Raw genomic sequence first — 23,300 nt, 5'->3', positions numbered from 1 at the left:
ATTACATTCCCTTCAGCGCCTGTTCCAACGCGGCGATTTTCGTTTCGGCGTCGGCCAGTTTCTGTCGTTCCTTTTCCAATACTTCGGGCTTGGCATTCTGGGCGAATTTCTCGTTGCCCAGCTTCTTGAGCACCGAGTCGCGGAAGCCCTGGGCGTACTCCAGGTCTTTTTCGAGACGGGCGCGCTCGGCGGCCATGTCGATGTGGCCTTCGAGCGGGATGAAGAACTCGCTGCCGCCCAGCACGAAGCTCACCGAGGCAGCAGGGCCGGCCTCGGCCAGGCTCACCTCCGAGATACCGCCCAGCTTGCGGATAATGCCATCGTAGTCGGCCAGCAGTTGCGGCTCGTCGGTTTTGGCCACCAGCGTGAGGGGTTTGTTCGGGCCGAGGTTTTTCTGGTTGCGCACGGTGCGGATACCGGCCACGATGGCCAGCGCCTTATCCATGTTGGCTAGGGTTTCGGCGCTGTTGGCGGGCGCGGTGGCGCGGGGCCAGGGGGCCACGGTCACGTAGTCGCGGGGGCCGCGCTCGGCCAGTTCATGCCACAACTCTTCGGTGATGAAGGGCATGAAGGGGTGCAGTAGCTTGAGCAACGTTTCGAGGAAGCCGACGGTGTGGCGCAGCGTCTCGGCGTCGATGGGGTGCTGGTAGGCCGGCTTTACCATCTCCAGGTACTGCGCGCAGAAGTCGTCCCAGGTCAGCTTGTAGATGGTCATAAGCGCATCTGACATTCTGAACTTCTCGAAATGGTCGTCCATCTCCACGATGGCGGCCTGCAGCTTGGCGTTGAACCAGGTCACGGCCTTTTCATTTGCAAAAGGCAGCGACGCATCTGGCTCCCAGCCTTTCACGAGGCGGAAGGCGTTCCAGAGCTTATTGGAGAAGTTACGGCCCTGCTCCACCAGCTTCACGTCGTAGAGCAGGTCGTTGCCGGCCGGGGCCGAGAAAAGCATTCCCGTGCGCACGCCGTCGGCGCCGTACTGGGCGATGAGGTCGAGCGGGTCGGGCGAGTTGCCGAGTTGCTTGCTCATCTTGCGGCCCTGGTTGTCGCGCACAATGCCGGTGAGGTACACGTTCCTGAACGGCACCTCCTGGCGGTACTCCAGGCCGGCCATAATCATGCGGGCCACCCAGAAAAACAGGATGTCCGGCCCCGTCACCAGGTCGTTGGTGGGATAGAAATAGTTGATGTCAGCGTTATCGGGGTCCTTGAAGCCGTCGAACACTGAAATCGGCCACAGCCACGACGAAAACCATGTATCGAGTACGTCCTCGTCCTGGCGCAGGTCGCTGGCTTGCAACTCCGCATTGCCGCTCTGCGCGCGGGCTTTTTCCAGCGCATCCTCCGCGGTGAGTGCCACCACGAAGGTGCCATCGGGCAGATAGTAGGCCGGAATCTGCTGGCCCCACCAGAGCTGGCGCGAGATGCACCAGTCGTGCACGTTCTCCATCCACGCCCGGTAGGTGTTCTTGAACTTGGCCGGGTGCAGCTTCACGGTGTCGTTTTCTACCACTTCGAGTGCAGGCTTGGCCAAGTGTTCCATTTTCAGGAACCACTGCATCGAGAGCTTGGGCTCAATCACGGCCTTGGTGCGCTCCGACGTCTGCACGATGCTGGCGTATTCCTCTACTTTCTGCAGCAGCCCGGCTTCCTGCAAATCCTTGGCAATCTGCTTGCGCACGGCAAACCGGTCCTGCCCCACGTAGAGCACGGCCTTCTCGTTGAGCGTGCCATTGTCGGCCAGAATGTCGATGACCGGCAGGTTGTGCTTCACGCCCAGTTCGTAGTCGTTCAGGTCGTGGGCAGGCGTCACTTTCAGTGCGCCCGTGCCGAAATCCATCGACACGTACTCGTCGAAAATCACCGGAATCTCGCGGCCCAACAACGGGATGCGCACTTTCTGGCCGGTCAAATGGGCGAAGCGCGGGTCGTTGGGGTTCACGGCCACGGCCACGTCGGCCATGATGGTTTCTGGTCGCGACGTAGCCACGGTCAGAAACTGGCCCTCCTGCCCTATTATGGCGTAGTTCAGGTAGTACATCTTGGCCTGCACGTCTTTGGCAATCACCTCCTCGTCGGAGATGGCCGTGCGGCCTTCGGGGTCCCAGTTCACCATGCGGATACCGCGGTAAATCAGCCCCTTATTGTACAAATCGACAAACACGCGCAGCACGGCCTCGGTCAGCTCCGGCTCCATGGTGAAGCGCGTGCGGTCCCAGTCGCAGGAAGCGCCAAGCTGTTTGAGCTGCTCCAGGATAATGCCGCCGTACTTGTCTTTCCAAGCAAAGGCGTGGCTCAGGAATTGCTCGCGGGTGAGGTCTGACTTGCTGATGCCTTGTTCCTTGAGCAAGGCCACCACTTTGGCCTCAGTGGCAATGCTGGCGTGGTCGGTGCCGGGCACCCAGCAGGCCTCCTTGCCCTGCATGCGGGCGCGGCGCACCAGCACGTCCTGAATGGTGTTGTTGAGCATGTGCCCCATGTGGAGCACACCTGTCACGTTGGGCGGCGGGATGACTACGGTGTAGGGCGTCTTTTTGGGGTTGGCTTTGGCTTTGAAGAAGCCTTGCTCCTGCCAACGCTGGTACCATTTGGCTTCAACGTCGGTGGGCGAGTAGGTGGTGGCGAGAGACATGGGAAAATAAAAGAAGCAGAAAGGGCAAAAATAGGCAGCAGAACGCCGGGGCTGGGCGTTGGCCTGGGTGGCGTAGCAGAATCCCGATTTTAAAGCAGCATTTTCCTACTTCACATAAAGTTCATCATCCTGCCCTCTGCGTCAATGGCATATCCTGTTTCACGGTTCACCAAGCCTTTGGCCAACACGCACTAAGCTTCATTTATTTAACTTAAACAGGGTATTATTGCTTTTAATGGCTATTTAATCTGATGCGTGCTTTCGGCGTTTACCTTTGGTTGGCGACCGTGAAAAGCATTCAGAGTTTAATCTCCTAGTTGTAACTTACTTCAAATTTCGTCCGCTTTTTCTTCCCTTATAGGTAATGGCCGCGCTTTTCTCGTTTCGCAAATCGGTTCCCGTTGCAGCCGCTCCTCCCCAAGAGGTGCCGGCGCCGCTGGGCACCATCCGCGTGGGCATGGGGCAGTTGCTGGTGGAGGGCGGTGAGCCTGCGCGCAACCTGGCGCGCGCCGTGGAGCAAATTGCCCAGGCCGCCGCGCAAAAGTGCGACCTCGTGCTGCTGCCCGAAACCCTCGACTTTGCCTGGACGCACCCCAGCGCCCTCTACGAAGCCCAGCCCATTCCGGGCCCTTTTAGCGACGTGCTGTGCCAGGCCGCGGCCGAGCATGGCCTCTACGTGTGCGCCGGCCTCACCGAGCGTGCGCCCGACGGCCGCAACTACAACGCCGCCATCCTCATCGACCCGCAAGGCCAGATTATTGTCAAATATCACAAAATCAACCTGCTGGCGGTGGAGCAGCCCTTCTACGCAGTGGGCCAGACGCTAAACGTGGTGGATACGCCTCTGGGCAAAATCGGCGTGAACGTATGCGCCGACAACTACCTCGACGGCCTGCCCATCGGCCACACCCTGGCCCGCATGGGCGCCGAGTTCATCATTGCGCCGGCCTCGTGGACGGTCGATTACTCCATCACGGAGGAAAACGACCCCTACCAGGAGAAATGGGTGAAGCCCTTTTCCATTCTCGCCAAGCTCTACAATGTGGTGGTGGTCAGCACCACCTCCGTGGGCTACATCGTGGGCGGGCCCTACGAGGGCAAGAAAAGCGTGGGTTGCTCGCTGGCAGTAGATGCCCACGGCGTGCAGGCGCAGGGAACCTTCAATGAGTTTGCGGGCGAGCTGGTGGTAGCAGACTTAAACCGCCCCCACCGCCCCGAGCGCGGCACCGACATCGGCCTGATGCTGCAGCGCAAGGGCTACCGCTTCGACCAGTTGCCCTAGTTATTGCGTATCAGCCCCGCCCGCCGGTGCGCAGTTTCCCTTCTTCTCTTTCTAATTATCTTCTATCATCCGGTTTTTCGCTCTTTCCTATTGCTTTTAGCGGCTGCTACCCACCCCTTCCTTCCGTAGCTCCCACCTCTAGCCTCCTTCCCTTTGCTTACACAAGTACATCCTGCCGAAGACCCCATTTTGGCCTCGCAACTGCATGACCATCAACGGTGCACGCGCTGCGTGATGGATACCACCGTGCCCGGTATAACCTTTAATGAAGCGGGTACCTGCTCTTTCTGCGACGTGCACGACCGCATGGAGCAGGCTTTCCCGACGGGCGAAGCCGGCTTGAAAACCGTGCAGCGCCTGGCCGACGAGATGCGGCGTGCCGGCCGCGGCCGGCGCTACGACTGCGTACTGGGCGTGAGCGGCGGCCGCGACAGCTCCTACACCCTGTGGTACTGCGTCACGCAGCTCAAGCTGCGCCCGTTGGCGGTGCACTTCAACGACGGCTTTGGCAACCCCGTGGCCGGCGAAAACATGGTGCGTGCCTGCCAGCGCCTGGGCGTAGAGCTACGCACCATCACCTCAGACTGGCGCGAGTCGAAGGACCTGAAAATTGCGTTCCTGAAAGCTTCCGTGCCCGACATGGAAGAAGGCACCGACCTGGGCATTGCCACCGCCCTCTACGGCGTGGCGGCTAAGGAAGGCGTGCAGCACCTGGTCATCGGCCAGTCGTTTCGCACCGAGGGTATTGCACCGCTGAGTTGGAACTTCCTGGACGGCAAGTACCTGCGCGCCGTGCACAAGCAGTTCGGCACCGTGCCCCTGCGCCCGTGGAAGCCGGCCGACCCGGGCTTTAATCTGGGCGTGAAGGAAATGTTTTACTACGCTTTTCTGCGCCGCATCAAAACCGTGACGCTGCTTTACCATCTCGACTACGTGCGCACGGAGGTAGATGAGCTGCTGGTGCGCGAGCTGGACTGGAAGAGCCCCGGCGCCCACTACGCCGACGACCTCTACCAAAGCCTGATTTACTACCTCAACCGCGTCAAGTTCAACATCGACCGGCGGCTGTTCAACTACTCGGCGCTGGTGCGCTCGGGCCAAATGAGCCGGGAAGTGGCCTTGGACCGCATTTCCCACATCAATTCCATCGAGGACGAAACGGTCATTTCCTTGTGCATCAAGCGCCTGGGTCTCACGCGAACTGAATTCGAGCAGATAGTTTCGGCCCCGCCGAAGACCTTTCACGACTACCCGAACAGCTACGCCTTGCTCCGCTTGTTCCGCCTGCCCATCAAGTTGATGAGCCGGCTCAACCTGATTCCGGAATCGGCCTACGACAAGTATTTTAACTGCGGCACCTGAGCGGGGCAAGGAACTGAGGCACCGGAAAACAGAAGCGCAAAAAGGCCCCTAATGAGGCTTCAGGTTATTTTTTCGCCGTAAAATTGCGCCTTGAAGCCAACCGAAAAAGTGCGACTGACGTATCTTCGCCACTACCGATTCGGCCTTATTTTTCACCTCAACCACCCTCCGCCCCGGCCATGATAGATGACGACGACCTGGACGACGACTTGCTCGACGACGACGACAACCTGGACTCCTACGCCAAGAAAGGCGGCGCTTCCGCCCTCGGCAATTCCGAAGACCGCCTCTCGGCCAAATACGCCGACTACCTGATGTGGACCGACACTGGCTCCTCGCACGACGAAGCCCTGGACCTGGCCAACATGACGGAAGAGGAATTTGTGGAGGCCGAGCGCGCCGAGAACTCCGACCGCGGCGGTTTCACCAGCCTCGACGATGATGACGACGATGATTTCGGCGACGACGATGATGACGACGAAGGCTACTCCAGCGGCCGCGGCGGCCGCCGCAGCAGCTTCGAAGACGACGATTACTAGGATTTTGGTAGTCTGCATAGAGTAAGCAGTAATCAAACTACTTGCCGCCAATCCATTGACAGAAAAGGCCCCGCCCGGAAAATCCAGGCGGGGCCTTTTTCGTGGTCTAAATATTGACTACCCAGTACCGACTACGCTTTACCCTTACTTTCGGCCGAACACCGACTTAAGGATGTCGCTGGTACGGGCAGCTGGGTTTTTGCGGATTTTGGCTTCCTCGTTGGCCAACAGGATAAACAGACCGTCCACGGCTTTCTGGGTGGTGTAGTCGGCCAGGCTGAGGGTGACGGGCTGCTGCAGCGGAATTTTGTTGTAGGTGTTGGTGATGGTGGCGTAAGCCCGGCCGGCACCCACCTGGTCGATGGCGGCCTCAATGTCGGGGTGGAAAGCCGACACCAGCTGTGCCTGCGTCGACTTGCGCAGGAACTGCGTGGCCGCATCGGTCTGGCTGCTCGTCACCAGCGTGATGGCGTCGGTGAAGCTCATGTTGGTGAGGGCGTTGAGGAAGATGTCTTTGGCTTTGGGCGCGGCGGCCTCGGCGGCGCGGTTGAGCTGGGTTTCGAACGTTTCGAACAGCTTGGTCATGCCGGGCAGGCGACCGATGGTGCCTTTCACCAAGTCAAGGTCGGGCGGTGTGGGAATGTGAATGTCGTCGTTGGCATTATAACCATCAGGCTCAGAGGCGAACTGCACCGCTTTGATGATGCCCTTGTTGAGGGCTTCCTTCACGCCGGCGCTGGCTTCGGCCTCGGTGAGGGGCTTGGCCGCGGCAGCTGCAGCAGCTTTGTCAGCGGCAGCCTTTTCGGCCGCAGCCTTGGCGGCGGCTGCTTTATCGGCGGCGGCCTTGGCGGCTGCAGCTTTGGCCGCGGCGGCTTTTTGGGCTGCGGTCTGGGTGGTAGTTTTGGTCGTAGTGGTTTTCTTGGTAGTGGTTTTGGTCTGAGCCTGGGCCGACGAAGCAGCCAGCAGGCCAACTACCAGCAAAGGACCGGCAATGCGCGTAAACATGGAATAAACTGACGCGGCGGGAAAACCGGATGGCCCCTGTGGCTGTCCTTGGACCGTCGCTTGCGCAAATTGAAGACAATTTTGCGGCCAAACCTATTTTTTCGCCAAACACATGCCCACGCCCGCCTCCCATACCGCTCCCGCCGTTCAACCTGGTTCCGCGCCCGCCCCGCCCGATGTCGAAATCATGACCATCGGCGACGAGCTGCTCTACGGGCAGGTGGTGGACACCAATTCGGCCTTTATGGGCCAGGAGCTGGGCAAAATCGGCCTGCGGGTGCGGCAGATTTCGTCGGTGTCGGACCGGGCCGATGAAATCGTGGCCGCCCTCGACCAGGCCCGGCAGCGGGCGCAGGTGGTGCTGATGACCGGCGGCCTCGGCCCCACCAAAGACGACCTCACCAAGCACGTACTGGCCCGCTACTTCGGCACCGAACTGGTGATGCACGAGCCCACGCTGCGCCACGTGGAGGAAATTTTCAAGCGATTCCAGCGGCCCATGCTCGACGTGAACGGCCAGCAGGCGCTGGTGCCGGCCAACTGCGAGGTACTGCACAACGCGGTGGGCACCGCGCCCGGCATGTGGTTCGAGGACCGGGGCACCGTGTTTGTGAGCATGCCCGGCGTGCCCTTCGAAATGAAGCGCCTGATGACCGACCACGTGCTGCCCCGCCTGCAAAGCCAGTTCCACCTCGCCCCCATCGAACACGTGGTGGTGATGACGGCCGGCCTGGGCGAAAGCTTCCTGGCCAAGCAAATCGAAGACTGGGAAGACGCCCTGCCCGCCAACATCAAGCTGGCTTACCTGCCCAGCTTCGGGGCCGTGCGCCTTCGCCTGACGGGCACCGCCGATGGCCAGCCCGACCTGCGCGGCCGCATGCTGGCCCTGTTGCCGGCCCTGCGCGAGCGCATCGGCGAGTACATTTTTGCCGAAGAAGAAACCACCCTCGAAGCCGCCATTGGCCAATTGCTGCTCGCCAAGGGCCTCACCGTGGGCACGGCCGAGAGCTGCACCGGCGGCCTGGTGGCCCAGCGGCTTACCAGCGTGCCGGGCAGCTCGGGCTACTTCCGCGGCGGCATCGTGGCCTACCACAACGACATCAAGCAGGAAGAGCTGGGCGTGCGCGCCGAAACGCTGGCCCAGTACGGCGCCGTGAGCGAGGCCACCGTGCGCGAGATGGCCGAGGGCGCCCGCCGCCGCCTGGGCGTAGACGTGGCTGTGGCCACCAGCGGCATTGCCGGCCCCGGCGGCGCCACCGCTACCAAAAAGGTGGGCACCGTGTGCCTGGCCTACGCCGATGCCACGCAAACCATCAGCCGCGAATACGTGCTGGACCGCGGCCGGGCCCTGAACACGGAATACGCCGCGCAACAGGTGCTCACACTGCTCCGGCAGCAGCTGGCGGGGGTGTAAATAACTTTTTTGGCATCTCTGAACAATCTCAGCTCCTTCTACATAGCTATGCTCATCCTGCTGCTTCCACTGCTAAGCTTATTCAATTTCAGTACGCCCCATTCGGCGCCCATCGAGTTGAAAGGTTATTTTCGATGCCGCGAAAGCCTGATAGAAGGAACGCAAGATGCGCTTGTGTGCTATGCGCCCACCCAAGGAGGCTGCAACGCGGGCAGGGTAATTCTTGCTTATGAAAGGCGCCACAGCCAAGCCGGCCGTAAGCCGATGTTTGACATTGCGGACACGGTACAGGTGCGGGTATCTGCCCAGCGCCGCGCAGTGGCCATCGCGCGTTGCACCGCCGGCGGCAAGTCACGGCAATATTTCGTCGTTTTTGACGCCACGGCTACCGGCGCACGGCCCCACCTGAGCCATATCGTTCAGGCCTGGGGCGTAAATACCAAAGGGCGGCTTACCCCGGTGGCCGTGAAAACCATTCAGTGCGCTAACGAAGATTTTAGTAGCAACTGAATTTCAGTTGGCCGCGCCTACGTGCTTGCCTACTCCTTGCAAGCTGAACGGCGGTGTACCGAAACCAATTGCTTGCAATAAAAAAGGCCAGGCTTTGAAGCCAGGCCTTTTTTATTGCAAGCAATTGGTTTTAAAAACTTATGCTGCGGGAGCATCTGCGGCAGCCACGCGCATGATTTCGTGCCCCATCTTGTCGCGCTTGGTGGCAAGGTAGGCCTCGTTGTGCGGGTTGGCGTGGATTTCGATGGGCAGCGTTTCCACAATTTCCAGCCCGTAGCCGATGAGGCCGGTGCGCTTGCGGGGGTTGTTGGTGAGCAGGCGCATCTGCCGGATGCCCAGGTCGCGCAAGATGCTGGCGCCCACGCCGTAGTCACGCTCGTCGCCCTTGAATCCGAGTTCCTCGTTGGCCTGCACGGTGTCGCGGCCCTGCTCCTGCAGCTTGTAGGCTTTCAGCTTGTTGAGCAGGCCAATGCCGCGGCCTTCTTGGTTCATGTACACGATGACGCCACGGCCTTCGCGCTCAATCTGGCGCATGGCTTGGTGCAGCTGCGGGCCGCAGTCGCAGCGGCAGGAGCCGAAGATGTCGCCGGTCACGCAGGAGCTGTGCACGCGCACCAGCACCGGCTCGGGGCCGCTGATGTCACCCTTCACCAGGGCCAGGTGCTTGGCCCCGTTCGAGTTCTGGGTATAAGCGTAGAGGTCGAAATCGCCGTGCTCGGTGGGCATCTTCACCGAGATTTCGCGGGTAATGAGGCTCTCGTTGGCCAGGCGGTACTTGATGAGGTCCTGCACCGAAATGAGCTTCAGGCCCCACTTCTTGGCCACAATTTCTAAGTCGGGCAGGCGGGCCATTTCGCCGTCTTCCTTCAGAATTTCCACCAGCACGCCGGCCGGCTCAAACCCCGCCAGCCGGGCCAGGTCCACGGTGGCTTCGGTGTGGCCGGCGCGGCGCAACACGCCTTCCTTGCGCGCTTTGAGCGGGAAGATGTGGCCGGGCTTGCCGAGTTCCTCGGGCTTGGTGGTGGGGTCGATGAGGGCCTGAATGGTCTTGCTGCGGTCGGAAGCCGAGATGCCGGTGGTCACGCCATTCTTCAAGAGGTCGACCGAGACGGTGAAGGCCGTGGCGTGCAGGGCCGTATTATGGCCCACCATCAAGTTCAGGCCCAGTTCATCGCAGCGCTCCTCGGTGAGGGCCGTGCACACCAGCCCGCGTCCGTGGGTGGCCATAAAGTTGATGACTTCGGGCGTGGCTGCGCGCGCGGCGCAAATGAAGTCGCCTTCGTTTTCACGGTCTTCGTCGTCGACGACGATGACGACCTTGCCAGCGCGAATGTCTTCGATGGCGGATTCGATGGAATCTAGCATTGGTGGGATGGATGGGGTATTTCGGGCCATAACAACGGCGGCGCCCGCAAAGTTAGCCAGGGCCGTGCGGGCGCGTTTGCCTCCAACGCCGCGGCTCGGCGTTCCTGTTCTATTTGGCCTGCTGAAACCGCTGCGTGGGCTGCCACACGGTGGTTTTGATGCCGCGCAGGTAGCGCCAGTAGCCCAGCAGCAGGGCTGCATTCATGCTATAAAAGTGCGTGACAAAGCGCAGCGCCCGGGAGTGGCGGCCCCGGCGCTGCAGCGCGGCATCGAGCAGCAGCAGCAGCGGCAGGCCAACCTGTCCGGCCAAGGCCAGCTGAAAAAACCAGCCCGCGCCCATGGCTACTAGCCCCGCCGTGGCCGCTAGCAACACCAGCAGCAGCTGCGGCGTGAGCCAGCGCAGCACCTTATGCGACCACCACGCAAACGCCACCCCGCGCCACGGTGGCCACAGTAGCGAACGAAAGGCCCGCAGATTCTGGAAATTACCGGCCGAGATGCGCGCCTTCCGCCGGAACTCCTCCGGCAGGTGGTCCGATACATCTTCGTAGCACACCGCGCCCAGCTCATTAATGGCCTGGTAGCCATCGCGCAGCACGGCCATGGTGATGTAAAAGTCATCGACCAGAAACGCGGCCGGGGCCGGGTGGTAGCAGGCGCGCCGCACCGCAAAACAGCCACCAAAGGCGCCCATCATGGCGCCCCACACCACGCCTTCTTGGTACTTCATCAGGTTTTCGCGCACCAGGTAAGCTTTTTCCTGGCCCGAAATGCCTTCGGCGCGGTGCTCGGGATTGAGGATGTGGCCGCCCACCAGGCCAATGGCCGGGTTGTGGAAGTGCTGCACCAGCTGGTGCAGCGTGTCGGGAGCGAAAAAAACATTGGCATCGGTGAGCACCAGCACCGGGGCGGTGGCCTGCCGGGCCAGGTTTTCGATGACGGTGGGCTTGCCGGTGCGCTGAGTGTAGGCCTCAAATTGCAGCTGCGGGTATTGCTGTGCCAGCTTAGCGAGCAGGGCGTTGGTTTGGTCCGAAGAATTATCGGAGCCCACCAGCAGGCGCAGGCGGTCGAGCGGATAAGTGGTGGCAAAGGTGGAGCGTACCTTTTCCTCAATGACGGCTTCCTCGTTGTGGGCCGCCAGCAGAATGTCGACGGCCGGCAGGTCGGGCGCGCCGGGCGGGTACACGTCCTGGTTTTGCTGCTTGCCGCGCGCCAGCCGCGCCAATAGCAGCGGAAACAGCACGTAGCTGTGCGCTACCAACAGCAGGCACCCCCAAAACACAAGTTGCAGCACCACGGTCATCATCAGCTGGCCGGCACCGGCCGCAGCCGCTCGTATAGGCCTACGAATTGCTCTGTGACGCGGCGGCGGTCGTAGCGTTCGGAGGCGGTTTGGGCCGCGGCCGCACCAATGGTGGCCACCGGCACCTCGCCGCGGTACCAGCTGCGCAACGCGTCGAGCCAGGCGACGGCCGAGTCGCGCAGCACGATGTCGCGGCCGTCGTGCACGGCAATGCCCTCGGCTCCGAGCGTAGTGCTGAGAATGGCCTTGCCCAGTGCCATTCCCTCGATGATTTTGATGCGCATGCCGCCGCCGCTCAGCAGCGGCACCAGCATCAGCTCGTATTGCTGCATAAACGCCGCCGCCGAATCGACAAAGCCGTGCACCACTACCCCGTCGGTGCGCGGGCGCAGCAGCTCATCGGGCGTGCCGCTGCCGGCAATGTGCAGCTCCACGTCGGGCATCTCGGCGCGCACCGTGGGCCACACTTCGCGCAGCAGCCAGTGCAGGCCTTCGAGGTTGGGGAGCCAGTTCAACGAGCCAATCATGAACAGCGTGCGGGGCTTGGCTTGCGCGGCCGGGTCGGGCTGGAAACGGCTTAAATCGGCCCCCGCCGGAATAAACACCACCGGCTCGGGGCAGCCTAGGGCGCGCAGGCGCTGGGCGTCGTCGTCGGTGATGGCGGCCACGGCGTCGAACTGGGGCAGGTGGCGGCGCTCAAACTTTTCGAGCCGCGCTGCCATGATGCGCAAAAACAAGCGCTTGGCCGGGTTCGCCTCCCGTCGGGCCAGCATCTGCCAGATGGTGTACTCCACGTTGTGGGCGCGCAGCACCAGCGGTGGCACGGCCAACGCCGCGCTGTGCTGGCGGCCCAGCAACTCAGCATACCATGCCACGAAGGTGCCCTCCAACTGCACCACATCCACAGTTTCGGTGCGCAAAATCTCCAAAAGCTTCTCCCCCACCGCCGGGCTGATAAAGCGCTCTACGTTGTAGGGCAGCGTGCTGAACAGCAAATTCCTCAGCGCTTTCACCGGCGATAAATCGGTGTTCACGTCCACCGTTACCAACCGGAAATTGGGGCCGAGGTGGTCGAGCGCGTTAGCGGGCTGGTGGTGCTTGGGCGTGTTGATGGCTAGCATCGTGACACGATGGCCGGCCTGCACGAGGCCCGCGGCCACGTCGTACATGGCAATGGCCCCGCCGGTGGTCAGCGGAAACGGAACGCGCGGGCATAGTTGCAGAATGTGCATAGGGCCCGCAAAGGTAGAGGCAAGCAGGAAAAGGCTTCGCAAGGGCAGGCGATTCCGTATCCAGCGTTACAACTGCCGGAAACGTACCTCGAAAGTTTCAATCTGTTCTTCGCTACCGAGCACCAGCAGCACATCGCCGGAAGCCAGCACATAATCGACGGGCGGGCTCACGAGCAAATCCCCACTGGCCTGACGCAGGCCGATGATGGTGGCACCCGTAATGGAGCGCACATCGAGCTCTCGGATGCTGCGCCCGCGCAGCTCTTTGCGCAGCTGCTCAAAACTCATTTCCTCAAGCCGCATTTTATCGGCGCTGAGGCCCGAAATCAGGTCGAGGAAGCGGATGACTTCGGGGCGCACCACGAGGTTGGCCATGTGCGAGCCGCCGATTTCGTCGGGCATCACCACCGAGTCGGCCCCGGCCGAGAGCAGCTTGCTTTCGGAGGTTTTTTGGGAGGCACGGGCAATGATGCGCAGGCGCGGGTTGAGGGCGCGGGCCGAGAGGGCCACGAACACATTGTCGGCATCTTTGGGCAGGGCGGTGATGAGCGAGGACGCCCGCTCCACGCCGGCTTGCTTGAGCACGCGGTCGGCGGTGGCATCGCCGAACACGCTGTAGATGTTGCCGCCGGGGGCGCCGTCGCCGTCGTAGTCCTCGTCGGTTTCGCCCTCGGCGTGGCTTTTCATCAGCTCCTGATTCATCTCGATGACAACTACGCGCACGCCGTTGGCAATGAGCTCCTGGTAGGCGCGGCGGCCGTTGCGGCCAAAGCCGCACACAATGACGTGCCCGCTGAAACGCCGGATTTCCTGGTCGGTCCGAATCATGTTGTAAATTTTGCGCAGCTCGCCGTCAAAGATAAAAGAGGAGAACACCGACACCAGGTAGGCCACCACCACCAGGTTGTACATGATGTAAAAAGAAACGAACAGCCGCCCGGCGTGCGAAAACGGGTGAATCTCGCCAAAGCCCACCGTGGCAATGGTGGTCACGGTCATGTAAAAAGCATCCACCGGGTGGTAGTGCTCGATGACCATGAAGCCCGTCATGCCAAACACCAAGCTCAGCCCGGTGAGGGTGATGGCCAGCAGCAGGCGGTTGATGTTGAGGCGGTGGAGCATTTTTTAAAAAGCGGAACCGGGGCCGCAAAGAAAGTCATCTTTGGCCGTCATGCCGAGCGCAGTCGAGGCATCTCGCGGGCAACGGTAAATCCTGATAATCGGATTACTTCAGCACGCGAGATGCCTCGGCTGCGCTCGGCATGACGGTCTTAATTTGTTCAAGAAAAACCCTACGCGCTGCGTCCCACCACCGTGCCCAGCAGGCCAGCCAACTCGTTATCCAGCTCCTTCAGCCGCTTGATGTCGCCCAGAATCTCGAACATCTCGGCGTCCTCCAGCGGGTGGCGGAGCTTTTCGAGGCACTGGTCGAGCTCGCGCTGCACGTGCACTTTGTTGAGGCGGAGCACGGCGTTGTCGCAGGCCAGCTGGGGAAGGTCAACTTCGTTGAAGACGTAGATTTCCTTGGTGCGCCAGTTGGGGCTGATTTCGTAGCGCTCGGTGGCCAGGTCGGTTATGAGTTGGCGGATGTCTTCGCGCTCGTTCTGGGCCAGCTGGCGGGCGTCGGGGAAGCGGCCGGCCAGCAGCTCCTGGCGGCAGATTTCCCACATCTCGGCGTAGAGCGGAAACGTGAGCGGGTACTCGCCGAGCTGGCCCATCAGGTAGCCGGCCACACTCATTTCATTGTCGATTTCGCGGCCCGCGTAGAGCACCAGCAGGCGCAGCACCTCGCGCTCGCACACTTGCAGCATGTCGGGCATGGGCTCCTGCTCGGCGGCTTTGGCCGGGGCCGCCGCAAAGGAGTTGCCCAGCGACTCGGCTGCTTCGGCGCCGCCGTACATCAGCATTTCAGCCTCTTCCTCATCGGTCATCGGACGCGCGGCGGGGGCCGGGCGCGGGGTGCTGCTGGGCGGGTAGCCGGTGTTGGCGCTGCCGGCGCCCTGGCCGTAGTTGCCACGGTTTTCACCGCCGGGCTGGGGGCGGCCATCGGGGGCCTTCTGGCTGGCGGTTTTTACTAGCTTGTTGTACTCGGTGATGAGCACCTGCTCGTCGATGCCGAAGGTGGCCGATGTCTGCTGCAAAAACACCTGCCGCTTGATGGCGTCGGGCACTTTGGCGATGCTGTGGAGCACGTCGCGGATGGCCTCGGCCTTTTTCACGGGGTCGCCAGAGGCCTCACGGGCCACCAGCGTGGTTTTGAAGCTGATGAAGTCCTGGCTCTTGGTTTCGATGTACTCGGTGAAGCGCTGGTCGCCTACTTTGCGGATGTAGGAGTCGGGGTCGTCGCCATCGGGGAAAAGCACCACGCGCACGTTCAGGCCTCCTTCGAGCAGCAAGTCCGTACCGCGCAGTGAGGCCTTGATACCGGCCGCGTCGCCGTCATACAGTACCGTAACATTATCGGAATACCGCTTGATGAGGCGAATCTGGCCCTCGGTGAGCGAGGTGCCCGACGAGGCCACCACATTCTTGATGCCGCCTTGGTAAAGGCTGAGCACGTCGAGGTAACCTTCCACCAGGTAGCAGACCTCCTGCGTGCGGATGGCCTGCCGGGCTTGGAACAGGCCGTAGAGCACGTCGGACTTGTGGTAAATCTCCGACTCGGGCGAGTTCAGGTACTTCGCCATCTTGTCGTCGCGCTTCAGCGTGCGCGCTCCAAATCCCACTACCCGGCCGCTGATGTTATGAATCGGAAACATCACGCGGCCCCGGAACCGGTCGTAGCGCCGGCCGGTGTCCTTGCCTTGGTCGTCGGTGCGGATGACGGTGAGGCCGGTTTTTTCGAGGTATTTCTTGTCGTAGCCGGCCGCTTCGGCGGCTTTCATGAGGTCGTCCCAGGCGTCGAGCGAGTAGCCCAACTCGAAGGTTTGGATTGTGCTCAGGTTAAGGCCGCGCTCCTTGAGGTAGCCGTAGCCGATACTCATGCCCTCCTCGGAGTTGAGCAGCAGGCGATGGTAGTGGTTTTTGGCGAAGTCGGAAACGATGAACTGCGAGTCTCGCTCGTTCTGCTCTAACTGCTGCTGGGGCGTCTTTTCCTCCTCCTGAATCTCGATGGCGTACTTGCGGGCCAGGTACTTGAGGGCCTCCACGTAGCTGGTGCCCTCCACGTCCATCACAAACTGCACCACGCCGCCGGCCTTGCCGCAGCCGAAGCACTTGTAGAGGCTTTTGGCTGGGTTCACCGAGAACGAGGGCGACTTCTCGTTGTGGAACGGGCACGGGGCCCACAGATTCTGCCCCTTGCGCTTAAGCTGCACGAAGTCGCCGACGACTTCCACGATGTCGGCGGTCTGGATGATGTGGTCAACTAACTCTTTGGGAATGCGGGCCATCGGGGGCGGGGTATCGGGGCAAAAGGGGTGGTCGGGTTTCTACGTCTGTCATGCTGAACGCAGTGAAGCACCTTCTCACGTTGGCACGACTTGTTCAGTGGTAATTAAGGTGCTTCACTGCGTTCAGCATGACAGTCGACTCGTGGCCAACACAACAAATTTCGCCCTACTTTCTCCTACGTCCTACCTTTGCCCGGAATAAACTCCGCGCAAGATGCCCGCATACCGCCCCGAAGAAATCGAAAAGAAGTGGCAGGCCCACTGGAAAGCGCACGGCACTTTCCAGGCCCAGAACCACTCCGACAAGCCCAAGTACTACGTGCTCGACATGTTCCCCTACCCGTCAGGGGCGGGCCTGCACGTGGGGCACCCGCTGGGCTACATTGCCTCCGACATCGTGACGCGCTACAAGCGCCTGCAAGGGTTCAACGTGCTGCATCCCATGGGTTTCGACTCCTTCGGCCTGCCCGCCGAGCAGTACGCCATCCAGACCGGGCAGCACCCCGCGCTCACCACCGAGCAGAACATCAATACCTACATCCAGCAGCTTAGCAGCCTGGGCTTCAGCTATGACTGGAGCCGCGAGGTGCGTACCTCCGACCCCAGCTACTACAAGTGGACGCAGTGGATTTTCCTCAAGCTGTTCAACTCCTGGTACAACCTCGACACCGACCGCGCCGAGCCCCTCACCGAGCTCACAGCCCGCTTCGCGAAAAGCGGCAGCGCCGGCATCCGGGCCGCCGGCGATGACGAGGAGCGCCACGACTTCACCGCCGGCCAGTGGCAGATGATGAGCGAAAAGCAGAAGCTGGCCGCCGTGCTCCCCTACCGCCTCGCCTACCAGCAAGACACCTACGTGAACTGGTGCGCCGGTCTGGGCACGGTGCTCTCGAATGATGAGGTGAAAGACGGCGTCTCGGAGCGCGGCGGCTTCCCCGTGGAGCGCCGACTCATGCCGCAGTGGAGCCTGCGCATCACCGCCTACGCCGACCGTCTCCTGCAAGGCCTCGACCAGCTCGAATGGCCCGATGCTGTGAAGGAGATGCAGCGCAACTGGATTGGCAAGAGCATCGGGGCCGAAGTGACGTTCCCGGTACAGGGCTCTGATACGGCGCAAATCAAGGTGTACACCACCCGGGTTGACACGATTTACGGGGCCACCTTCCTCGTTCTGGCCCCGGAACATGAGCTGGTAGACCAACTGACCACGCCGGAACAGCGCACCGCGGTGGACGAGTACATCGCCGCCACCAAGCGCCGCTCGGAGCGCGACCGCATGGCCGATGCCAAAACCGTGTCGGGCGTGTTCACCGGCGCCTATGCGTTGAACCCGGTCAATAACGAGCCCGTGCCCATCTGGCTGGCCGACTACGTGCTGGCCGGCTACGGCACCGGCGCCGTGATGGCCGTGCCCAGCGGCGACCAGCGCGACTGGCTGTTTGCCACGCATTTCGGCCTGCCCATCCCGGCCATTTCCGACGCCCAGCAGGGCCTCGACCAGCAGGCCGACCCCACCAAGGAAGGCCGCTACATCAACTCTGACCTTATCAATGGCCTCACCTATAAGGAGGCTACGCAGAAGCTCATCGCCTTCCTCGAAGAAAAGGGCCTGGGTAAGGGCAAGGTAAATTTCCGCCAGCGCGACGCCATTTTCGGCCGCCAGCGCTACTGGGGCGAGCCCATCCCGATTTACTACAAGGACGGCACGGCCTACGGCATCGCCGAGAGCGACCTGCCGCTGGTGCTGCCCGAAATCGACGAGTACAAGCCCACCGAAACCGGCGAGCCGCCCCTCGGCCGTGCCCAGGACTGGCTGTATAAAGGAAAATACCCCTACGAGCTGAGCACGATGCCCGGCTGGGCGGGCTCGTCGTGGTACTACCTGCGCTACATGGACCCGCACAACGACGCCCGCTTCGTAGGCGAGGAGGCGGAAAAATACTGGGGCAACGTGGACCTCTACATGGGCGGAGCGGAGCACGCCACCGGCCACCTGCTGTACGCCCGCTTCTGGTACCTGTTCCTGAAAGACTTGGGCCTAGTGCACTGCAACGAGCCGTTCCAAAAGCTGATTAACCAGGGGATGATTCTGGGCCGTTCGAATTTTGTGTACCGCATCAACGGCACCAACAAATTCGTGACGCTGGGCAAGAAAGACCAGTACGAAACCACGGCCTTGCACGCGGATGTGAACATTGTGGAAAACGATGTGCTCAACGTCGAAGCCTTCAAGAAGTGGCGCGAAGAGTATGCCAACGCGGAATTCATTCTCGAAGACAACGGCACCTACGTGTGCGGGGTTGAGGTCGAGAAGATGTCGAAGTCGAAGTACAACGTGGTAAGCCCCGATGTGCTGATTGGCCGCTACGGTGCCGACGCGCTGCGCCTCTACGAGATGTTCCTCGGTCCGCTCGAGCAGTACAAGCCCTGGAACACCAACGGCATCAGCGGCGTGGGCAGCTTCCTCAAGAAGTTTTGGCGCCTCTACCACCCCGAAGATGGTGTTCTGGCTGTGACCGACGAGCCAGCCACCCCGGCCGAACTGAAGGTGCTGCACCGCGCCATTCAGAAGGCCCAGGAAGACATCGAGAAGTTCAGCTTCAACACCTCCGTCAGTTTGTTCATGATTACCGTGAATGAGCTCACGGCCCTCAAGTGCCACAAGCGCGCAATCTTGGAGCCGCTGGTGCTGCTGGTGAGCCCGTTTGCGCCGCATCTGGCCGAGGAATTGTGGCAGGAGCTGGGCCACGAAGCCGGCAGCATCTCCACTGCCCGCTACCCCGAGTTCCGCGAGGAATACCTGGTAGAGGAAAGTGTGACCTATCCGCTGGCCATCAACGGCAAGGTGCGCGAGCAGATGCAATTCGCCGCCGATGCCACTCCGGCCGAGATTGAATCGGCCGTGCTGGCGTCGGATTTCCTGGCCAAGCACGGCGAAGGCAAAGCCGCCAAGAAGGTGATTGTGGTGAAGGGACGGATGGTGAACGTGGTGGTGTAGTCACCGAAATTCTGGCTGCGTATGGCGCGCTGCGGAGTGATACTTTTGAAGTGTCGCTTCGCGGCGCGCTTTTTTCTGGAATTTCCTTTTGCCCAATAGATGATACTATTCCCTACAAGTCTACAGCAAGGTGTTGGCGTGAAACTGCAACTGAGTTTTTGGAGCTTGCTACTGGTGCTGGCTTTTAGCAGCACTCCCAACCTACAAGCGCAAACCACCGACGCAGCCGGCCCGCTGCTCACGCCCACGCAATTCCTGGGTTACAAGCTCGGCACTCAGTTCACGCCCCACGCCGAAATTCTGCGCTACGTGGCCCACGTAGTGGCACACACGCCCGGCCGCATGAAGCTGGTGCGCTACGGCAAAACCTATGAAAACCGCCCGCTGGAAGTGGTGCAGGTGGCCAGCGCCGAAACCTTCGGCCGGCTGGATGAGGTGCGCCGCAACAACCTACGCCTGGCCGGCCTGGTAAGCGGCAGCGCCCAGCGCCAGCTGCCGGGCGTGTGCTGGCTGAGCTACAACGTGCACGGCAACGAGGCCAGCTCGTCGGAAGCCGTGATGCAGGTGCTCTACGACCTGGCTAACCCACAGGACCAGCAGATGCAGGAGTGGCTGAAAAACACCGTCGTGGTGGTCGACCCATGCATCAACCCCGACGGCCGCGACCGGTACGTGAACTGGTACAACACCGTGCGGAGCCAGTCGCCTAACGCCGCGCCCGATGCCTGGCAAAACCGCAACCCCTGGCCCGGCGGCCGCACCAACCACTACTACTTCGACCTGAACCGCGACTGGGCCTGGCAAACCCAGCAGGAAACCCAGCAGCGCATTGCCCTATACAACCAGTGGCTGCCCCAGGTGCACGCCGACTTCCACGAGATGGGCCCCAACAGCACCTACTACTTTTCACCCGCCGCCCGCCCCTACCACGCCGACCTCACCGCCTGGCAACGGAAGTTCCAAGGCGTGCTTGGCGACTACAACAAGGTGGCGTTCGACAAAAACAACTGGCTGTATTTCACCCGTGAATTCTACGACCTGTACGCGCCCACCTACGGCGATACCTGGCCCAGCTTCAACGGGGCCATCGGCATGACGTATGAGCAGGGCGGCCAAACCGGCACCGCCTACGCCCGCCTCGACGGCGACACCCTGACGCTGGCTCAGCGTATTGCGCACCACCACGCCGCCAGCCGCGCCACCATTCAGGCCACCGCCGAGCGGCACGACGACCTGCTGCGCGAGTTTCAGAGCTATTTCGCTAATGCGGCCAATAAGCCCGGCGGCGAGTTCAAGAGCTACGTCATCGGCGCCGGCAACGACCCCGGCCAGCTCCGCGCTTTCACCCGCTACCTCGACCGCAACCAGATTCGCTACGGCTACGCGCCCAAGCGCACCAAAACCAAAGGTTTCAGCTATTTCACCGGTAAAACCGGCGACGTGACCGTGGAGCCTCACGACGTAGTTATCAGCATGTACCAGCCCAAATCGACGCTGGTGAAGGTGCTTTTCGAGCCCAAGCCTCAGCTCGAAGACTCGCTCACCTACGATATCACCTCCTGGGCGCTGCCCTACGCGTTTGGTCTGAAAGCTTATGCCGTGCCCGGCCGAATTGATGCCTCGGCCAGCGCGCCCACCACGGCCAGCGTGAAGGGCAGCGCCGCCACCGCCGAGCGGCCCTATGCCTACCTGGCCCGCTGGAACAGCCTGCAGGACGTGCGTTTCCTGAGCCGCCTGCTGCAACAAAAAGTAAAGGTGCGCTACGCCGAAAAGGCGTTCGAGTCGGAAGGCCAGCAGTACGCGCCCGGCACGCTCATCATCACCCGCACCGGCAACGAGGGCCTCGGCACCCGGTTCGACCAGCTGGTGCGTGCCCAGGCCGATTCGGCCGGCACCACCGTCATGGCCGTGAAATCGGGCTTTTCGACCTCGGGGCGCGACCTGGGCTCCAGCTCAGTGCATTTTGTGCAGAAGCCAACAGTGGCCGTGGTGGCCGGGCCGGGCGTCGACGCCACCGCCTTTGGCGAGGTGTGGCACTTCTTCGAGCAACAGCTCGGCTACCCGCTCACGGTGCTCGGCACCGACTACTTGAGCCGCGTTTCGCTCAACAAGTACGACGTCCTGATTCTGCCCAATGGCGGCTACAACGATATCTACAACGACCGCAACCTCGACAACCTCAAAGCCTGGGTGCGCGACGGCGGCCGCCTCATCGTCCTTGAAGGCGCGGCCCGCTTCCTCTCCGGCAAAAAGGACTTCCTGCTCAAACCCAAAACAACTGACTCCACCGCCATCAAAAAAGAGCTGAAAGCCAACCCCTACCGCCTGCTGCGCCGCTACGGCGACGCCGAGCGCGAGGAGGCCGAAGAAGCCGTGCAAGGCAGCATCTACCGCGTGCAGCTCGACAACACCCACCCGCTGGCCTTCGGCTACGGCGATACCTACTTTGCCCTGGTGCGCAACCCGCTTGGCTACCGCTTCCTCGACAAGGGCGGCTGGAACGTGGGAGTCATCAAAAAAGACAGCTACTCGGCCGGTTTCACCGGCGCCAAGGCCCGCAAAGACCTCACCGACACCTTCGTAGTGGGCGCGCAGGACATGGGGCGCGGCGAGGTCATTTACCTGGGCGACAATCCATTGTTTCGCGCTTTCTGGCAGGGCGGCAAGCTAATGTTCGGCAACGCCGTTTTTTTGGTAGGACAGTAGCTTTTGTTTGCACCTGGAATCAAGAACGTCATGCTGAGCCAGTCGAGGAATCTCGCTCGGGGCAGTATTCAAAACCGTATTCACGATTGAATTACTACTACACGCGAGATGCCTCGGCTGCGCTCGGCATGACGTTCTTTTTTTATTCTTCCAGCTTTGCCTTCACAGCTTTCGGCAGCGAAGCGCGCACCAAATCGTAGGAATGGTCAATCAGTTCGCGGAGCTGGCCTTCCGGGGCACCGGTTCCGATAAGCACCGTGTTCCAGTGCTTTTTGTTCATGTGGTAGCCGGGCAGCACGTAGTCGTGGGCCTCGCGCAGCTCCACGGCGCGCTCGGGGTCGCACTTCAGGTTGATGCTGCCGAAGGTATCGATGTCGGTAAGCGCGAAAACTTTGCCGCCGACTTTGAACACCAAGGTTTCGGGGCCGAAGGGCGTTTCTTCGGTCACGCCGGGCTTCAGCAGGCAGTAGTCGCGAAAATCTTCAATATTCATTAGCGCGTGAAAGCGGGCAGGATGTAGCGCACAAACATTACCACCAGGCAAATCAGGAACATCGCCAAGCTCAGCTTGTTAATGAAGTGCATGGTCTTCAGGTTGAAGTTGGATTTGCGGTTGGGGTCGTTCTTGCGGAAGTAATAGCCGAGGACCGGGCCGAAGTTGAAGAGGTTTTTACCGTTCATGGCGGGGCGGATTTTGATTCGGAAAGGTAACACCGCGCGGGGCAGAATGATTTGCCAAAACACGGAATATTAGAGGATTCGAAGGTGCTGAATTACCAGCAACGCGCCGGCATACTAAGCATTTTATATTACATCATCAGTCGCTTGCCTTCCCGCCAAGCCAGGCCCGCGGGCAATTCCACCGACGCAAATTCAAGGTGCATCACCCGGCGCGGACGGTTGCCGGTGCTGCGGTTGGAGGCGTGGAGCAACAGCGGTTTCATCAGCATGACGCCACCGGCCGGCACGGCGCACACGGTGGCTTCCGGCGTGAGTTCCGCAATAGCGGCGGCCGGTACCACGCCGCGCCGGTGCGAGCCGGGCACCACTTTTAGCGCGCCGTTGGTGGCGTCGCAGTCGTCGAGGTGCAGGCGCAGGGTCACCACATTTTCCAGCACCGCCACCGGTGGCTGCACCGACACGCCCTCCGGCTTGCTGGTCCAGGGGCCAAAACCGGGCTGGTCGGTGCGCTGGCTCACGTTTATCATCAAGTCCTGGTGCCAGGCTACCAGCCAGTTCGAGCCGGCGGGCTTATCGAAGTAGATGGCCTTCACTAACTGACAGCCAGTTGGGAACAGCTGCCCCAGCAACTGCCGCAGGGCTGCCGTATCTAGCAAAGGCCACAGCGCCGGCACCGCGCCCACCATATCGCGAATGGCAAACACCTCCTGGCTGCGCCTGAAGTTGGGTCCGCTTACCGGCGCCTGCTCCACCGTGCGCAGCAGGGCGGCTAATTCCGCAGGTGCGTAGAGGCCCGGCAACACGGCAAATCCGGCTTCGGCAAACTGCTCGGCGTCGGCCTCTTGAAGAATAGCTGATTTCATACGCCCGCAAAGCTAC

The 23,300-nt window shown here is 61.4% G+C and carries 17 protein-coding genes; 7 read left to right on the top strand and 10 right to left on the bottom strand.

The features are described from left to right. Position 1: 1 nt before the first annotated feature. Positions 2-2,632, bottom strand: coding sequence for a valine--tRNA ligase (locus tag I2I01_RS00405; RefSeq protein WP_196284449.1), 2,631 nt, complete (start codon positions 2,630-2,632; stop codon positions 2-4). Between the two features lie 364 nt (positions 2,633-2,996). Between I2I01_RS00405 and I2I01_RS00400 the strand changes: the two genes are divergently transcribed. The 3 genes from I2I01_RS00400 (at position 2,997) to I2I01_RS00390 (ending at position 5,815) form a co-directional block, all read left to right on the top strand. Continuing rightward, on the top strand, positions 2,997-3,914 hold the full coding sequence (locus I2I01_RS00400; protein WP_196284448.1) for a carbon-nitrogen hydrolase family protein: 918 nt from the start codon (positions 2,997-2,999) through the stop codon (positions 3,912-3,914). Between the two features lie 153 nt (positions 3,915-4,067). Then, positions 4,068-5,276 carry an N-acetyl sugar amidotransferase gene (locus I2I01_RS00395; RefSeq protein WP_196284447.1) on the top strand — a complete coding sequence of 403 codons (1,209 nt, stop codon included), beginning with the start codon at positions 4,068-4,070 and terminating at the stop codon, positions 5,274-5,276. Between the two features lie 179 nt (positions 5,277-5,455). After that, a complete protein-coding gene (locus I2I01_RS00390; RefSeq protein WP_196284446.1) occupies positions 5,456-5,815 on the top strand; it encodes a hypothetical protein in 360 nt (119 codons plus the stop codon). A gap of 144 nt (positions 5,816-5,959) precedes the next feature. Here the strand turns inward: I2I01_RS00390 and I2I01_RS00385 are convergent, their stop codons facing one another. Continuing rightward, complete coding sequence (locus tag I2I01_RS00385) at positions 5,960-6,820, bottom strand: DUF4197 domain-containing protein (RefSeq protein ID WP_196284445.1); 861 nt, start codon at positions 6,818-6,820, stop codon at positions 5,960-5,962. A gap of 112 nt (positions 6,821-6,932) precedes the next feature. On the opposite strand from I2I01_RS00385, the gene I2I01_RS00380 reads away from it, so the two are divergent. Both I2I01_RS00380 and I2I01_RS00375 read left to right on the top strand, forming a co-directional pair. After that, complete coding sequence (locus tag I2I01_RS00380; protein ID WP_196284444.1) at positions 6,933-8,234, top strand: competence/damage-inducible protein A; 1,302 nt, start codon at positions 6,933-6,935, stop codon at positions 8,232-8,234. 48 nt (positions 8,235-8,282) lie between these two features. Beyond that, the gene (locus I2I01_RS00375; RefSeq protein ID WP_196284443.1) at positions 8,283-8,744 is read left to right on the top strand and encodes a hypothetical protein; all 462 of its coding nucleotides are present in this window, start codon (positions 8,283-8,285) and stop codon (positions 8,742-8,744) included. Between the two features lie 138 nt (positions 8,745-8,882). Here the strand turns inward: I2I01_RS00375 and I2I01_RS00370 are convergent, their stop codons facing one another. From I2I01_RS00370 to dnaG, 5 genes are all read right to left on the bottom strand, one after another. Further along, positions 8,883-10,109: a bifunctional 3,4-dihydroxy-2-butanone-4-phosphate synthase/GTP cyclohydrolase II gene (locus tag I2I01_RS00370; RefSeq protein WP_196284442.1), complete on the bottom strand. Its 1,227-nt coding sequence runs from the start codon at positions 10,107-10,109 to the stop codon at positions 8,883-8,885. A 109-nt stretch (positions 10,110-10,218) separates the two neighbouring features. Then, positions 10,219-11,406: a glycosyltransferase gene (locus I2I01_RS00365; RefSeq protein ID WP_196284441.1), complete on the bottom strand. Its 1,188-nt coding sequence runs from the start codon at positions 11,404-11,406 to the stop codon at positions 10,219-10,221. Positions 11,407-11,414: 8 nt separating this feature from the next. After that, positions 11,415-12,644, bottom strand: a complete 1,230-nt coding sequence (locus I2I01_RS00360) for a glycosyltransferase family 4 protein (RefSeq protein WP_196284440.1) — start codon at positions 12,642-12,644, stop codon at positions 11,415-11,417. 66 nt (positions 12,645-12,710) lie between these two features. Continuing rightward, entirely contained in the window at positions 12,711-13,766 is a 1,056-nt protein-coding gene (locus I2I01_RS00355) for a potassium channel family protein (RefSeq protein WP_196284439.1), read from the bottom strand. 170 nt (positions 13,767-13,936) lie between these two features. Beyond that, positions 13,937-16,036 (bottom strand): DNA primase, encoded by a 2,100-nt coding sequence (gene dnaG / locus I2I01_RS00350; protein ID WP_196284438.1) that lies wholly within the window; start codon positions 16,034-16,036, stop codon positions 13,937-13,939. Between the two features lie 214 nt (positions 16,037-16,250). Here dnaG and leuS point away from each other — a divergent pair, with 214 nt between their 5' ends. Together leuS and I2I01_RS00340 are read left to right on the top strand one after the other, a co-directional pair. Beyond that, positions 16,251-19,034: a leucine--tRNA ligase gene (gene leuS / locus I2I01_RS00345; protein WP_196284437.1), complete on the top strand. Its 2,784-nt coding sequence runs from the start codon at positions 16,251-16,253 to the stop codon at positions 19,032-19,034. Between the two features lie 138 nt (positions 19,035-19,172). After that, the gene (locus I2I01_RS00340; protein ID WP_211537740.1) at positions 19,173-21,740 is read left to right on the top strand and encodes a M14 family metallopeptidase; all 2,568 of its coding nucleotides are present in this window, start codon (positions 19,173-19,175) and stop codon (positions 21,738-21,740) included. Between the two features lie 142 nt (positions 21,741-21,882). Here the strand turns inward: I2I01_RS00340 and I2I01_RS00335 are convergent, their stop codons facing one another. The 3 genes from I2I01_RS00335 to I2I01_RS00325 all read right to left on the bottom strand — a co-directional run bounded on the left by I2I01_RS00335 (position 21,883) and on the right by I2I01_RS00325 (position 23,284). Then, entirely contained in the window at positions 21,883-22,233 is a 351-nt protein-coding gene (locus I2I01_RS00335) for an MmcQ/YjbR family DNA-binding protein (protein ID WP_196284435.1), read from the bottom strand. After that, positions 22,233-22,421 (bottom strand): DUF6728 family protein, encoded by a 189-nt coding sequence (locus tag I2I01_RS00330; RefSeq protein ID WP_196284434.1) that lies wholly within the window; start codon positions 22,419-22,421, stop codon positions 22,233-22,235. Before I2I01_RS00330 ends, I2I01_RS00335 begins: the two co-directional genes overlap by 1 nt. Before the next feature lie 128 nt (positions 22,422-22,549). Beyond that, the gene (locus I2I01_RS00325; protein ID WP_196284433.1) at positions 22,550-23,284 is read right to left on the bottom strand and encodes a phytanoyl-CoA dioxygenase family protein; all 735 of its coding nucleotides are present in this window, start codon (positions 23,282-23,284) and stop codon (positions 22,550-22,552) included. Positions 23,285-23,300 lie beyond the last annotated feature (16 nt).

The organism is Hymenobacter properus, from assembly GCF_015694735.1.
Classification (GTDB): domain Bacteria; phylum Bacteroidota; class Bacteroidia; order Cytophagales; family Hymenobacteraceae; genus Hymenobacter; species Hymenobacter properus.
Note: the sequence above shows the minus strand (reverse complement) of the source record. Positions and strands in the feature narration are given on the sequence as shown.

Bases quoted from the DNA above. Each gene is read 5' to 3' on its own strand.
- I2I01_RS00385 (WP_196284445.1), bottom strand. From the start codon at position 6,820: ATGTTTACGCGCATTGCCGGTCCTTTGCTGGTAGTTGGCCTGCTGGCT.
- I2I01_RS00375 (WP_196284443.1), top strand. From the start codon at position 8,283: ATGCTCATCCTGCTGCTTCCACTGCTAAGCTTATTCAATTTCAGTACG.
- leuS (WP_196284437.1), top strand. From the start codon at position 16,251: ATGCCCGCATACCGCCCCGAAGAAATCGAAAAGAAGTGGCAGGCCCAC.
- I2I01_RS00400 (WP_196284448.1), top strand. From the start codon at position 2,997: ATGGCCGCGCTTTTCTCGTTTCGCAAATCGGTTCCCGTTGCAGCCGCT.
- I2I01_RS00360 (WP_196284440.1), bottom strand. From the start codon at position 12,644: ATGCACATTCTGCAACTATGCCCGCGCGTTCCGTTTCCGCTGACCACC.
- I2I01_RS00325 (WP_196284433.1), bottom strand. From the start codon at position 23,284: ATGAAATCAGCTATTCTTCAAGAGGCCGACGCCGAGCAGTTTGCCGAA.
- I2I01_RS00390 (WP_196284446.1), top strand. From the start codon at position 5,456: ATGATAGATGACGACGACCTGGACGACGACTTGCTCGACGACGACGAC.
- I2I01_RS00405 (WP_196284449.1), bottom strand. From the start codon at position 2,632: ATGTCTCTCGCCACCACCTACTCGCCCACCGACGTTGAAGCCAAATGG.
- I2I01_RS00355 (WP_196284439.1), bottom strand. From the start codon at position 13,766: ATGCTCCACCGCCTCAACATCAACCGCCTGCTGCTGGCCATCACCCTC.
- I2I01_RS00330 (WP_196284434.1), bottom strand. From the start codon at position 22,421: ATGAACGGTAAAAACCTCTTCAACTTCGGCCCGGTCCTCGGCTATTAC.
- I2I01_RS00380 (WP_196284444.1), top strand. From the start codon at position 6,933: ATGCCCACGCCCGCCTCCCATACCGCTCCCGCCGTTCAACCTGGTTCC.
- I2I01_RS00370 (WP_196284442.1), bottom strand. From the start codon at position 10,109: ATGCTAGATTCCATCGAATCCGCCATCGAAGACATTCGCGCTGGCAAG.
- I2I01_RS00335 (WP_196284435.1), bottom strand. From the start codon at position 22,233: ATGAATATTGAAGATTTTCGCGACTACTGCCTGCTGAAGCCCGGCGTG.
- dnaG (WP_196284438.1), bottom strand. From the start codon at position 16,036: ATGGCCCGCATTCCCAAAGAGTTAGTTGACCACATCATCCAGACCGCC.